Here is a 12,191-nt window from a genome sequence, read left to right as displayed (position 1 = left end):
GAAATTATGATCGTGGTCCTGCTCACCGTATTGAACGGTGTGCTTGCCATGTCCGAGCTTGCCGTTGTCTCCTCCAGACCGGCGAGGCTAAAGGTGCTTGCCACGCAAGGCAGCAAGGGCGCCACACAGGCGCTCAGCCTTTCCGAAAACCCCGGACGCTTTCTTTCTACAGTGCAGATCGGCATCACGCTGGTCGGCGTCCTCTCGGGCGCATTTTCCGGCGCCACGCTCGGTGCCCGCTTTACGGCGTGGCTTCTGGAGCAGGGTGTTCCTGACCGTGCGGCCGATGCAATTGGCGTCGGCTCGGTCGTCGTCGCCATTACTTACCTGTCACTGATCGTCGGGGAACTGGTGCCAAAGCAGATTGCGTTGCGCGATCCTGAAAAGATTGCCGCGCGTGTTGCGCCTACCATGATGCTACTGTCCAAGGTCGGCGCGCCGCTGGTGTGGCTGCTCGACCGGTCGGGTAAGGCCATTCTGGCGCTTCTCGGCCATAGTGGCGAATCCAACGCGTCGGTTACCGACGATGAAATTCGCACCGTCCTGGCCGAAGCCCATAGCGCCGGCGTGATCGAGACCGAAGAATCGGCGATGATCACCAGCGTCATGCGCCTTGCTGACCGCAACGCGCGCGGCCTGATGACGCCGCGTCGCGACGTGGAGGTGGTCGATATCGAAGACAGCGCCGAGGAAATCCGCGAGCAGCTTCGCGGGACGCAGCGTTCGCGTCTGCCGGTGCGCAACGGCGCGTCCGACGAAATTCTTGGCGTGCTTTTCGCCAAGGACGCCTTCGATGCGCTGGCCTCCGGCAAGGAGCTCAACATTCGTGAGCTTCTGCGCGAGGTGCCCGTCGTGTCCGACCTGACGAGCGCCGTTGACGTCATCCAGTCGCTGCGTCGCTCCACCGTGCACATGGTCCTCGTTTATGACGAGTACGGCCATTTCGAAGGTATCATCAGCTCCGGCGACGTGCTGGAGGCCATTACCGGTGCCTTTCAGGAAGATGACGACGAAGAGCCGGCCATGGTCGAGCGCGAGGACGGTTCGTTCCTCGTTGCCGGCTGGATGCCTGCCGATGAGTTCGCTTATCGCATGGGCTTCCAGATCAATGAGGACGCCGAGTTCGAGACCGTCGCCGGACTTGTCCTGGACGAGTTCCGTCGCCTGCCGGAACTGGGTGAACATGTAACCCGCAACGGCTGGCGTTTCGAGGTCATCGACCTTGATGGTCACCGCATCGACAAGGTTCTCGTGAGCCGGGCCGCCTGATGCCCGGTGACGTTGCCGAAAAAGCAAGGTTGCGCGGCGAACGGCTCGCCGCGCGAGATGCTCTGACGCTGGCGGAACGGCACGAGAAGAGCCAGTCCATTACCGCCCACGGTGCCGCGGATATTCCCCTTGTGCCGGGGACCGTCATCTCCGGCTTCATGCCGATCCGCTCGGAGGCGGATACCCGTCCGCTGATGGAAGCGTTGCGGGCAAGGGGTGGACGTCTCGTCCTTCCCGTTGTGCTGGATCGTGAAACCATTGTCTTCAGGGCTTTCGAGAGGGGTACGCCGCTGGTGAAGACCGGCTTCGGCACGACCGGTCCGGGTGAGGATGCGGAGCTTCTCGATCCCGATATACTGCTCGTACCTCTTTCCGTCTTCGATGGACACGGGCAACGGGTTGGTTATGGCGCAGGCCATTATGACCGCGCCATCGCGCGGTTGCACGCCAAGGGCAAACAGCCCGTTCTCATCGGTGTCGCCTTTGACTGTCAGGAAGTGGCAGACATCCCCGCGGAACCGCACGATGTCTCGCTTCACGCCATTCTGACAGAAAGCGGTCTGCGCTGGTTTTCAGCCCCGTTGTCGATCTCCGATAGTGGGCAAAAGGCGCTTTAGCACTTTTTAAAAGATGGATTACCCGTTAGAGGGGACGAAATATCGAAACATGCGCAAGATCGGGGCGGGTGAATGAGGCTTCTTTTTCTCGGAGACATGGTTGGCAAGACCGGACGCACGGCTGTCTGGGAGCGATTGCCGGGGCTGATTTCCGATCTGAAGCTGGATTTCGTCATCGTCAACGGTGAGAATGCTGCTGGTGGTTTCGGTATCACCGAGGATATCTATCTCGAGACCATCAATGCCGGTGCCGATGTTGTCACCACCGGCAATCACGTCTGGGATCAGAAAGAGGCGGTTTCCTTCTGCGAGCGCCATGACCAGTTCCTGCGGCCCGCCAATTATCCCGAGGGTACGCCGGGCAAGGGCTCGGGCATTTTTTATGCCCGCAACGGCGCACGCATATTGGTCGCCAACATCATGGGGCGGGTCTTCATGCATCCGGAGCTGGACGACCCCTTCAAGTCGGCGGAAAGCATTCTTGCTGCCTGCCCGCTGAAGGAACAGGCGGATGCCATCATCTTCGATTTTCACGCCGAGGCGACCAGCGAGAAACAGTGCTTCGGACATTTCGTGGATGGCCGTGCAAGCTTCGTCGTCGGCACCCACACCCATGTTCCGACGGCTGACGCACAGATATTGAACGGCGGAACCGCCTACATGTCGGATGCGGGCATGTGCGGCGATTATGACAGTTCCCTCGGAATGGACAAGGAAGAGCCGATCAACCGCTTTATCTCCAAGATGCCGAAGGGCCGCTTTGAGGCAGCGAGCGGGCCTGCCACGATCTGCGGTGTCGGGGTGGAGATTTCCGACCGGACTGGGCTTGCGGAAAAAATTGCGCCGCTGCGCATCGGGCCGCGACTTTCGGAAACGCTGCCTTCCTTCTGGGTTTGATCCCGCCGAAGCGTTCACAATGACGAGAGTGCCAGCCTTCAGTTGCTGATGTAACTGGACGCTCGGCAAAACCTGTCCCATCCTCTCAGCTTCGCAAGTTCAGGGGAGTGGCATGATGCTGCGCGTGCTAATGCTTGCAATAACAGGACTGATCGCCTGTTCGGGAGCGGCCTTCTCCCAGTCGGCGAGCCGTCCTCCCGTCAGCCAGTGCCAGGCGATCGCCAGCGCCATTCCGGGCGTGATGTTCGCGCGCTTCGATGCGCGCAATGTTCAGCTGGCTCAGGCCACGGCGAAGGAAGAGGTGAAAATCAGCTTCATCGGCCACTCCACCTACCTGATCGAAAGTCCCGGCGGGGTAACGATTGCCACGGATTATAACGGCGTCTATCGCCCTCCCGTCATGCCGACGGTGGTGACCATGAACCGGGCGCACTCCACACATTTCACCCTCAATCCGGACCCGGCCATTCAATATGTGCTGCATGGCTGGAGCGATACGCCGGGAGAAAAAGCCGAGCACAAGGTGCTCGTGGGCGACGTTTACATCCGCAATGTCTCAACCGACATCCGCAACCGCTGGGGAGATTATGAGTCTTTTCAGGAAAACGGCAATTCCATCTTCATCTTCGAGGTTGCCGGGCTGTGTATCGGCCATCTCGGCCATCTGCATCATGAGTTGACGGACACGCATTATGCCGAGATCGGCCGCCTGGATGTGTTGATGGTGCCTGTCGATGGTGGTCTGACCATGGGGGCCGACAGCATGAGCAGGGTGGTCAAGCGCCTGCGCTCTGCGCTGATCCTGCCGATGCATCGCACCGGCCCGCCGCTGGAGCAGTTTCTGACCATGTTTGGCGAAAATTTCGCTATCGCCTATGCGAGCGATCCGGTCATCCGGGTCTCGATGAGAAACCTTCCCCGCCAGCCGCAGATACTGGTGCCGAAAGGCATGTAAATGGCGACGGGCGGGGAAAGGCTCGGGGAGCGGGTTCTCAGGCAAAGGTGAGGTGCTGGCGAACGCCGACGTCCGGCGTCTTGTCATCCGACATGTTTGCCTTGGCGATTTCCCAGCCGAATTTCAGCGTACTGTCCGTCGAAGCCCAGATATCGGCATCATCGACATGCAACGCCAGCATGGTCAGTTGCGGATCGCTCTTGCCGTGCTCGTACCAGGCGGCGGTGACTGAATTCCAGTATTCGTCGATCTTTGATTTGTCATCGCGCGCTTCGAGTACGCCCGAAAGGCAGGCGTGATAATCATGATCCTTGCCCACGAGGCAGAAATGCGCGCGGGATCCGGATTTGAGCGATTTTACCAGATCCGTGTCTTTTTTGGAAAAAAACCAGATCGTGTTGGTCTTGGGGTCAGCATGGGGCGCCATAGGCTGCATGTGACTGTGCAGGCCCTCAAGGCCGAGCATGCCGGCATGGACGGAATTGATCTCGTCCCAGAGCTGGCGGGCCGGGGCTTCTCTTGCTTCAGTCAGGCTGACCATATGTCTTCTCCTTCCGGTTTGGGGCTGCGGCGGAGTGGACAAGATGGCCTTCTCCGTCGCGTTCATGATCAGAACGAAGAGCGGATAAATCAGTTCCTTCTGTTGTTGCGGCAAGAGAAAGCGCCTGCGGGCTTGAACGATGAGCCTATCGCACTTATAAGGCCCGCAATCTCCAAATTACGATAAATCAGGTTTTCCATGGCTGGTCATTCACAGTTCAAGAACATCATGCACCGCAAGGGCAAGCAGGACTCCGTGCGGTCCAAAATGTTTTCCAAGCTTGCGCGCGAAATCACCGTTGCGGCCAAGACGGGCATGCCCGACCCGAACATGAACCCGCGCCTGCGTCTGGCCATCCAGAACGCCAAGGCCCAGTCCATGCCGAAAGACAATATCGAACGTGCCATCAAGAAGGCTGCGGGTGCCGAAGGCGAGAACTATGATGAGGTCCGCTACGAAGGCTACGGCCCTGGCGGCGTCGCCGTCATCGTCGAGGCGCTTACAGACAACCGTAACCGCACTGCCTCCAATGTACGATCCATCTTCACCAAGGCTGGTGGTGCGCTGGGTGAAACCGGATCGGTCTCCTTCTCCTTCGACCGTGTCGGCGAGATTTCCTACAAGGCGGAAGTCGGCGATGCAGACAAGGTGATGGAAGCGGCCATCGAGGCCGGTGCGGACGATGTTGAATCTTCCGAAGACGGCCACATCATCATCTGCGGTTTCGAAGCGATGAACGAGGTATCCAAGGCGCTGGAAGGCGTGCTGGGCGAAGCCGAAAGCGTCAAGGCCATCTGGAAGCCGCAGAACACGGTACCGGTAGATGAAGAAAAGGCACAGTCGCTGATGAAACTCATCGACAACCTCGAAGACGATGACGACGTGCAGAACGTCTATTCGAACTTCGAAGTGTCGGAAGAAATTCTCGCCAAGCTTTCAGCCTGATATTTTCACGTTCTTAAAAAAGCCCCGGCAGCGATCCGCTCCGGGGCTTTTTGTTTAGGCGGCCTTTTTGATGGATGTCCGCACGTCGGCGAAAATCTCGACCGACCGCAGCCGCTTTTCGATGTCGTGGATCGGCATCGAGACAATCAGTTCGTCAGCCTGTGTTTCAGCCAGAAAACCGTCGAGATGACGCTGGATCGTTTCAGGCGCGCCAACGGCGGCAAAACGCAACGTATGCTCCACGGAGAAGCGCTCCATCTCGTTCCAGTAGCCTTCCATGCTGTGCACGGGCTTCGGGAACTGCGTCCGCACATTGCGCCGCAGATTGACGAATTGCTGCTGTGACGAGGTAAAGAGATGCTGCGCCTCCTCGTCGGTATCGGCGCCTACACCCATCACGCCCACCATCACATAGGGCTTGTCCAGCACCTCGGAGGGCTGGAAACGCTCGCGATAGATATGGATCGCTTCCATCAGCATGTCAGGGGCAAAATGAGATGCGAAGGAATAGGGCAGGCCAAGGGCTGCGGCCAGATGCGCACTATAGGTGCTGGAACCGAGCAGCCAGAGAGGCACGTTCGAATTCATGCCGGGTACGGCGAGGATCGCCTGATCCTGCTGGGGCGGGCCGAGATATCTTTGCAATTCGACGATGTCGTGCGGGAAATTCTCCGCACCGGCGTCGAGATTACGGCGCAGCGCCCGTGCGGTTCGCATATCCGTTCCGGGGGCGCGGCCCAGGCCAAGATCGACCCGGCCGGGCAGAAGTGCTGCAAGCGTCCCGAACTGTTCGGCAATGACGAGCGGGGAGTGGTTGGGAAGCATGATACCGCCCGAGCCGACGCGGATATGTTTCGTGGCCGCACCCACATGGGCGATAACGAGCGACGTCGCGGCGCTTGCGATGCCGGGCATGCCGTGATGTTCGGCCAGCCATATGCGGTTATAACCTTGTTCTTCAGCCTTGATCGCCATCCGGCGGGAGTTTTCGAGCGCCGCGCTGACGCTCTCGCCTTCGCCAATGGGCGAAAGATCGAGAAGGGAAAAGGGGATCATCCGACGCTCCTGCGTAATCTGGGTCTTTGCAGCGGATGTAAGGCGCGGCTGCGGATTTACCAGACAAGTCGCGTAGAATTGAAGGATGGATCAAAAAAATTGGCCTTTGCCAAAGGTCGGCACTGGGGCGACTTTGGCCCCTATTTGACGCCTGTACCCGGGAATGTTGTCGTTTTGTTCACTTATCGCTGGCAGTCTCGCGGCCGGAAAGATAAGGTACCTCATGCAAAAGACGATTCGGATCATCGGCATCGACCCCGGACTACGGCGCACCGGCTGGGGCGTGATCGACACATTGGGAAACAGCCTGCGTTTCGTCGCTTCCGGTACGGTGACTTCAGATGGCGACATGGATCTCGCCTCCCGGCTTTGCCAGCTTCATGACGGCCTGGCGGAAATCGTGCACAGCCATCAGCCCGATGAGGCGGCTGTGGAGCAGACTTTCGTCAACAAGGACGCGGTGGCCACGCTGAAACTCGGACAGGCGCGCGGCATCGCCATGCTTGTTCCGGCGCGTGCCGGTTTGCCGGTGTTCGAATATGCGCCGAACGCCGTGAAAAAAGCTGTCATCGGCGTGGGGCATGGTGAAAAGCAGCAAATTCACATGATGCTGAAAATCCTGATGCCGAAGGCCGAGTTCAAGGGTAACGATGCGGCGGACGCCCTCGCGATCGCAATCTGCCACGCCCATAATCGCGGCGGTGACAGGATGCGTCGGCTGCTGGCGGCCGGTTAATTTTAAGTCTCATTGCAGCGGGCGCGATCATGATCGGAAAACTGAAGGGCAGCATCGAGGAAATCGGCACGGATTACGTGTTGGTGGATGTGCATGGCGTCTGTTACGTCGCCTATTGTTCGGCGCGCACGCTGTCGAAAATAGGCTCCGTCGGAGAGGCCGTGATCCTCTTCATCGAAACCTATGTACGAGAGGACCAGCTCAAGCTTTTCGGCTTTCTTTCGGCGCTGGAGCGGGAATGGTTCAACCTTTTGCAGAGCGTGCAGGGCGTCGGATCGAAAGTCGCTCTTGCGGTGCTTTCCACCCTGTCGCCCACCGAGCTTGCCAATGCCATAGCGCTCCAGGACAAGGCGTCAATATCGCGTGCGCCGGGGGTTGGGCCCAAAGTGGCCGTGCGGCTCGTGACCGAATTGCGCAACAAGGCCCCGGCTTTCGCGGGCGAGGCGTCCGGGGCTATCGGACTGAAGCAGGAACTCGGGGAGGGTGTAGCCTCCGCGCCGGTGGCGGACGCCGTATCTGCACTCACCAATCTCGGCTATTCGCGTGACCAGGCCGCCAATGCGGTCGCCGCGGCGCTGAAAAATGGCGGTGAGGGCGCGGATAGCGCCAAGCTGATCCGGCTGGGGCTGAAGGAGCTTTCACGGTAAGGTGAGCCCGTTACACAAGCGTCCGGATGCGGTGTTGAATTTCGTGACGCGCCCTGGCGCGACAGCCATGTTATAGCGGCGAAGACGACCTCATGAATTCTAGAAATAATGGAATGCCCTGAATGAGCGATGCGGACAGACTGATCACCCCGGAAAAGCGCGGTGAGGACATCGACACCACCCTGCGCCCGCAGTCGCTGGACGACTTTACCGGGCAGGCGGAGGCGCGCGCCAATCTCAAGGTCTTCATCGAGGCCGCCAAGAATCGTGGCGAGGCGTTGGATCACGTGCTGTTCGTCGGTCCGCCCGGCCTCGGCAAGACCACGCTGGCGCAGATCATGGCCAAGGAGCTTGGAGTAAACTTCAAGTCCACCTCAGGGCCGGTGATCGCCAAGGCGGGCGATCTCGCCGCGCTCCTGACCAATCTTGAAGAGCGCGATGTTCTCTTCATCGATGAAATTCATCGCCTCAACCCGGCCGTGGAAGAAATCCTGTATCCGGCGATGGAGGATTTCCAGCTCGATCTGATCATCGGGGAAGGCCCGGCGGCGCGTTCGGTGAAGATCGATCTTTCCAAATTCACGCTTGTCGCCGCCACCACCCGCCTCGGCCTCTTGACGACACCGCTGCGCGACCGTTTCGGCATTCCCGTGCGTTTGTCCTTTTACACGGTTGATGAACTGGAACTTATCGTCCGTCGCGGTGCGCGGCTGATGGGTCTCAACATGACGGATGAGGGTGCCCGCGAAGTGGCGAGGCGGGCGCGTGGCACGCCCCGCATTGCCGGACGGCTTCTGCGCCGGGTGCGCGACTTTGCCGAGGTGGCGCGGGCGGAAGCCGTTACCCGGGATATCGCCGACGAGGCTTTGACGCGGCTGCTGGTGGATAATATGGGTCTTGACCAGCTGGACATGCGGTATCTGACCATGATCGCCGTCAATTTTGGCGGGGGCCCGGTCGGCATCGAGACCATTGCTGCCGGACTGTCGGAGCCGCGCGACGCGATCGAGGATATCATCGAGCCCTATATGATCCAGCAGGGTTTCATCCAGCGCACGCCGCGCGGGCGTATCCTGACTGCCACGGCCTGGAAACATCTGGGCATGCAGCCGCCGAAGGATCTCGAGGCAGCACAGTTCCGGCTCACGCTTGAGGACGATTGAGGGGAACAAACCCGCCTTGCCGGCTTTGATCGTCTTTGGCACGGAGATGGTCATGTCTGGATATCGCAAGGGTACGAAGGTCCGCTGGAACTGGGGCACGGGTACAGGTGAAGGGAAAATCCTTGAAGTCTTCACCGAAGATGTCGAAAGAACGATTTCCGGTTCCACGATAAAGCGTAAGGCCAGCAAAGACGAACCCGCTTATCTCATCGAACAGGAAGATGGCGGCAAGGTTCTGAAAAGCAGATCAGAGCTCGAACGCACCGATTGAACGACGCCGTTAGGTGTTACGGGAGGGATGCCGATGCCTTATGATCCGCTGCGGGTTTTCCGCAAACTTGCGCGCAACAACCGGCTCGCCAATTACCGGCTGCATCAAGCCTGTCTCCAGCTTTCGCAGGAGGCGTTTGTTGCCCGCCGCATCAGTTTCTTCCCGACGCTGCGTGCGACGCTCAATCATATCTACACTGTCGACCGCTTTTATATCGATGCGTTGCAGGGCGGCACACTGGGACTGGCCGCCTTTGCCGTAGAGGAACCCTTTGCCAACATGCTGGCGTTGCAAGGCGCCCAGACAGAGCTTGACGAGGTGTTGATCGCCCTTGTCGACGGGCTCGATGAAGATCGCCTCGCCGCTATTGTCAATATCCACCGCGGCAGGCGTATCCAGCAGGATCGCTGCGACGACGTTCTGTCGCATCTCTTCCAGCACCAGACGCATCATCGCGGGCAGGCGCATGCGATGCTGTCCGGGACCCCGGTCAAGCCGCCGCAACTGGATGAATTCATTGTGGGAGATGATGCAAAGGCGAGAAAAGACGAGATGGATGCATTAGGGTGGACGGAAACCGATTTGATGTTTCCAGCCCGCAGGCCTGCCCAATGACACACGATACCAAGCAGGACACCCGCATCCGCATCAAGTTCAAGCCGAAGCGCATTTTCCAGATGCGGGTCGCGGGGCTGGCCTTCCGCGATGGCCACGTCCTGGTGCACCGGGCCACACATGAAAAATTCTGGACCTTTCCAGGCGGGCGTGCCGAAATGGGTGAGCGCTCAGAAGAAACGCTGGCGCGAGAAATGGTCGAGGAGCTCGGTGTGGAAGCCAAGATCGGGCGGCTTCTCTGGGCGGTCGAAAATTTCTTCCATTACGAAGGCAAGGACTGGCACGAACTCGGCTTTTATTACCTGATGGACCTGCCGCAAACGCTTGCCTTTCATCCCACCGACATTATTCACCGTGTTCAGGATGGCGATAACGAGCTTGAGTTTCGCTGGGTCGCGGCAACCCGGCAGGCATTGACGGAGCTCGATATTCCCCCCTATTTCATCGCCGACGAAATAGAGAACCTGCCCAGGGCCACGCGACACCTTGTCTGGCACGACGGCGATCTGGACGATAAATGATCTCTCCGCCCCAACGTCACATGATCCGGTTGGATCGCAGACCGCAGCTTTTCAGCATGCGCGTGGCAGCCCTCATTTTTCAGAGTGATCATCTTCTGGTGCAGCGTGGCGCAGGGGATGACTACTGGGCCTTGCCTGGCGGTCGGGCTGAAATCGGTGAAAGCTCCGAGCAGACCATTGTTCGCGAGATCGGTGAGGAGCTTGATCGGACGTGTTCGGTGGAGCGCCTTTTATGGTCGGCCGAAAACTTTTTCGCCTATGACGGTTATTCGGCCCATGAGTTGGGATTTTATTATCTCGTTTCGCTGGGCCATGCCCTGCCATTCCATGAAAACCACATCGTCCACAGGGTGATGGATGGCGTTGAGGTCGAATTCCGCTGGCTGCCTTCACGAACTTCCGCGCTGATCAGGAACGATCTGCGCCCGCGCTTCATCGCAGAGCGCATCGAGGCCTTGCCCCTGCGGCACGAGCATCTGATTGTCCGCGAGGGCCGCTCTGACGCTACTGAAAATCCCAAGGAGACATTATGAGCGAGCTTTTGGTTTCGCTGTCGGGTGAACTGATCGAACACGGTCACCGCCTGATGCAACGCGTCTATTACGAGGACACCGATTTTTCCGGCCTGGTTTATCACGCGCGGTACCTGCATTTTCTTGAGCGCGGCCGTACCGATTACCTGCGTTGCCTCGGCTGTGAACAAAGTGCGCTTCTGACCGCTGATGAAGAAGGTCTGGTCTTCGTCGTGCATCGCATGGAGATCGATTTTAAAAGCCCCGCCCGGATGGATGACGTGCTGACGGTGACCACCATCACCGAGAAGGCCGGGGGCGCAAAAATGGTGCTCAATCAGGAAATCAGGCGCGGTGAAACGCTGCTCGTCGCCGCCAAGGTCATCATAGCCGTCATCAATGCCAATGGCCGGCCAAGGCGTCTTCCCGAGACGGTGGCGGAAAAATTTCTGAAGTAATTGACGGGCCGGATCAGTAAATCCGCCGGGCGTGGCCGGGTTGTAACACTCCTTTAACCATAATGGTGTCTTACTTTAGCAACTGGCATTTGTGCAGCGCACGCCTTCCTTTCACCAAATTTATTGGCAAGTAAGGCTTACTGGCAAGTATCGGGGTATGGCTAAGGGGTTGGCGGCTGTTGCCGCAGGACTTCGAGCGTTAACACGCGTTTGAATCGCCCGGTCCCGTACCGGGCGTTTGGATTCGGGGATTGGATATTTATGGAACAGGCAGGTTTGGCAGCGGCGACGCATGATGTAAGTCTCTGGGCGCTGTTTATGCAGGCGGGCCTCATCGTTAAGCTCGTGATGATCGGGCTTATCGCCGCCTCGGTCTGGACGTGGGCAATCGTCTTCGACAAATATGTGAGCTTCGGCAAGGCGAGGCGCCAGTTCGACCAGTTCGAACAGGTGTTCTGGTCGGGCCAGTCTCTTGAAGAGCTCTATCGGACGCTGGCGGAGCGCCAGAATGGCGGTCTGGCCGCAATTTTCGTTTCGGCCATGCGCGAATGGAAAAAATCCTTCGAGCGTGGCGCACGTTCGCCCATCGGCCTGCAGATGCGTATCGACCGGGCAATGGACGTGACCATGGCGCGGGAAAGCGAGCAATACGAGGCGCGCCTCGGCTCGCTCGCCACCATCGGTTCGGCCGGCCCCTTTATCGGTCTCTTCGGCACGGTTGTCGGTATCATGACCTCGTTCCAGGCGATTGCCGGTTCGAAGTCCACCAACCTCGCGGTCGTGGCTCCCGGTATCGCGGAAGCGCTTCTTGCAACCGCGATCGGCCTTGTCGCGGCTATTCCCGCGGTTATCGCCTACAACAAGTTCACGGCTGACGCGCACAAGCTTTCCGCCCGAATGGAAGGTTTCGCCGACGAATTTTCGGCAATCCTGTCGCGACAGATCGATGAAAAACTTCAGACACGGCAGGCCGCCCAGTAAGCGGCCG

Annotated in this window: 16 protein-coding genes; 14 read left to right on the top strand and 2 right to left on the bottom strand. The window is 59.0% G+C overall.

Going from position 1 to position 12,191, the window contains the following annotated elements:
- The first annotated feature begins 6 nt into the window (after positions 1-6).
- The 4 genes from EYD00_RS17090 to EYD00_RS17075 all read left to right on the top strand — a co-directional run bounded on the left by EYD00_RS17090 (position 7) and on the right by EYD00_RS17075 (position 3,738).
- Positions 7-1,269 (top strand): hemolysin family protein, encoded by a 1,263-nt coding sequence (locus EYD00_RS17090; protein WP_004445761.1) that lies wholly within the window; start codon positions 7-9, stop codon positions 1,267-1,269.
- On the top strand, positions 1,269-1,886 hold the full coding sequence (locus EYD00_RS17085; RefSeq protein ID WP_034497298.1) for a 5-formyltetrahydrofolate cyclo-ligase: 618 nt from the start codon (positions 1,269-1,271) through the stop codon (positions 1,884-1,886). Before EYD00_RS17090 ends, EYD00_RS17085 begins: the two co-directional genes overlap by 1 nt.
- Before the next feature lie 72 nt (positions 1,887-1,958).
- Positions 1,959-2,783: a TIGR00282 family metallophosphoesterase gene (locus EYD00_RS17080; RefSeq protein WP_004445757.1), complete on the top strand. Its 825-nt coding sequence runs from the start codon at positions 1,959-1,961 to the stop codon at positions 2,781-2,783.
- Positions 2,784-2,895: 112 nt separating this feature from the next.
- Entirely contained in the window at positions 2,896-3,738 is an 843-nt protein-coding gene (locus EYD00_RS17075) for an MBL fold metallo-hydrolase (RefSeq protein WP_034497294.1), read from the top strand.
- A 37-nt stretch (positions 3,739-3,775) separates the two neighbouring features.
- Here the strand turns inward: EYD00_RS17075 and EYD00_RS17070 are convergent, their stop codons facing one another.
- Positions 3,776-4,279, bottom strand: a complete 504-nt coding sequence (locus EYD00_RS17070; protein WP_004445753.1) for a pyridoxamine 5'-phosphate oxidase family protein — start codon at positions 4,277-4,279, stop codon at positions 3,776-3,778.
- A 198-nt stretch (positions 4,280-4,477) separates the two neighbouring features.
- On the opposite strand from EYD00_RS17070, the gene EYD00_RS17065 reads away from it, so the two are divergent.
- Positions 4,478-5,224 (top strand): YebC/PmpR family DNA-binding transcriptional regulator, encoded by a 747-nt coding sequence (locus tag EYD00_RS17065; RefSeq protein WP_004445751.1) that lies wholly within the window; start codon positions 4,478-4,480, stop codon positions 5,222-5,224.
- 54 nt (positions 5,225-5,278) lie between these two features.
- On the opposite strand, the gene EYD00_RS17060 is transcribed toward EYD00_RS17065, so the two are convergent.
- Positions 5,279-6,280: an LLM class flavin-dependent oxidoreductase gene (locus EYD00_RS17060; protein ID WP_004445749.1), complete on the bottom strand. Its 1,002-nt coding sequence runs from the start codon at positions 6,278-6,280 to the stop codon at positions 5,279-5,281.
- Between the two features lie 223 nt (positions 6,281-6,503).
- Between EYD00_RS17060 and ruvC the strand changes: the two genes are divergently transcribed.
- From ruvC to tolQ, 9 genes are all read left to right on the top strand, one after another.
- Positions 6,504-7,016 (top strand): crossover junction endodeoxyribonuclease RuvC, encoded by a 513-nt coding sequence (ruvC, locus tag EYD00_RS17055; RefSeq protein ID WP_004445748.1) that lies wholly within the window; start codon positions 6,504-6,506, stop codon positions 7,014-7,016.
- 29 nt (positions 7,017-7,045) lie between these two features.
- Positions 7,046-7,663, top strand: a complete 618-nt coding sequence (gene ruvA, locus EYD00_RS17050) for a Holliday junction branch migration protein RuvA (RefSeq protein WP_004445745.1) — start codon at positions 7,046-7,048, stop codon at positions 7,661-7,663.
- Between the two features lie 122 nt (positions 7,664-7,785).
- Positions 7,786-8,826, top strand: a complete 1,041-nt coding sequence (gene ruvB, locus EYD00_RS17045; RefSeq protein WP_004445743.1) for a Holliday junction branch migration DNA helicase RuvB — start codon at positions 7,786-7,788, stop codon at positions 8,824-8,826.
- A gap of 52 nt (positions 8,827-8,878) precedes the next feature.
- Positions 8,879-9,097 (top strand): hypervirulence associated TUDOR domain-containing protein, encoded by a 219-nt coding sequence (locus tag EYD00_RS17040; RefSeq protein WP_004445742.1) that lies wholly within the window; start codon positions 8,879-8,881, stop codon positions 9,095-9,097.
- Positions 9,098-9,130: 33 nt separating this feature from the next.
- Entirely contained in the window at positions 9,131-9,712 is a 582-nt protein-coding gene (locus EYD00_RS17035) for a DinB family protein (RefSeq protein ID WP_004445740.1), read from the top strand.
- Positions 9,709-10,233 (top strand): NUDIX hydrolase, encoded by a 525-nt coding sequence (locus tag EYD00_RS17030; protein WP_034497288.1) that lies wholly within the window; start codon positions 9,709-9,711, stop codon positions 10,231-10,233. Before EYD00_RS17035 ends, EYD00_RS17030 begins: the two co-directional genes overlap by 4 nt.
- The gene (locus EYD00_RS17025; RefSeq protein WP_034497285.1) at positions 10,230-10,766 is read left to right on the top strand and encodes an NUDIX hydrolase; all 537 of its coding nucleotides are present in this window, start codon (positions 10,230-10,232) and stop codon (positions 10,764-10,766) included. The genes EYD00_RS17030 and EYD00_RS17025 overlap by 4 nt, the downstream gene beginning before the upstream one ends.
- Positions 10,763-11,203 (top strand): tol-pal system-associated acyl-CoA thioesterase, encoded by a 441-nt coding sequence (ybgC, locus tag EYD00_RS17020; RefSeq protein ID WP_004445735.1) that lies wholly within the window; start codon positions 10,763-10,765, stop codon positions 11,201-11,203. Before EYD00_RS17025 ends, ybgC begins: the two co-directional genes overlap by 4 nt.
- Positions 11,204-11,464: 261 nt before the next feature.
- Positions 11,465-12,184, top strand: a complete 720-nt coding sequence (gene tolQ, locus EYD00_RS17015) for a protein TolQ (RefSeq protein ID WP_003523238.1) — start codon at positions 11,465-11,467, stop codon at positions 12,182-12,184.
- Positions 12,185-12,191 lie beyond the last annotated feature (7 nt).

It is taken from the genome of Agrobacterium sp. 33MFTa1.1 (assembly GCF_004328495.1).
Classification (GTDB): Bacteria; Pseudomonadota; Alphaproteobacteria; order Rhizobiales; family Rhizobiaceae; genus Agrobacterium; species Agrobacterium pusense.
The sequence above is the reverse complement of the archived record's forward strand: the minus strand, read 5'-3'. Positions and strand labels throughout refer to the sequence as shown.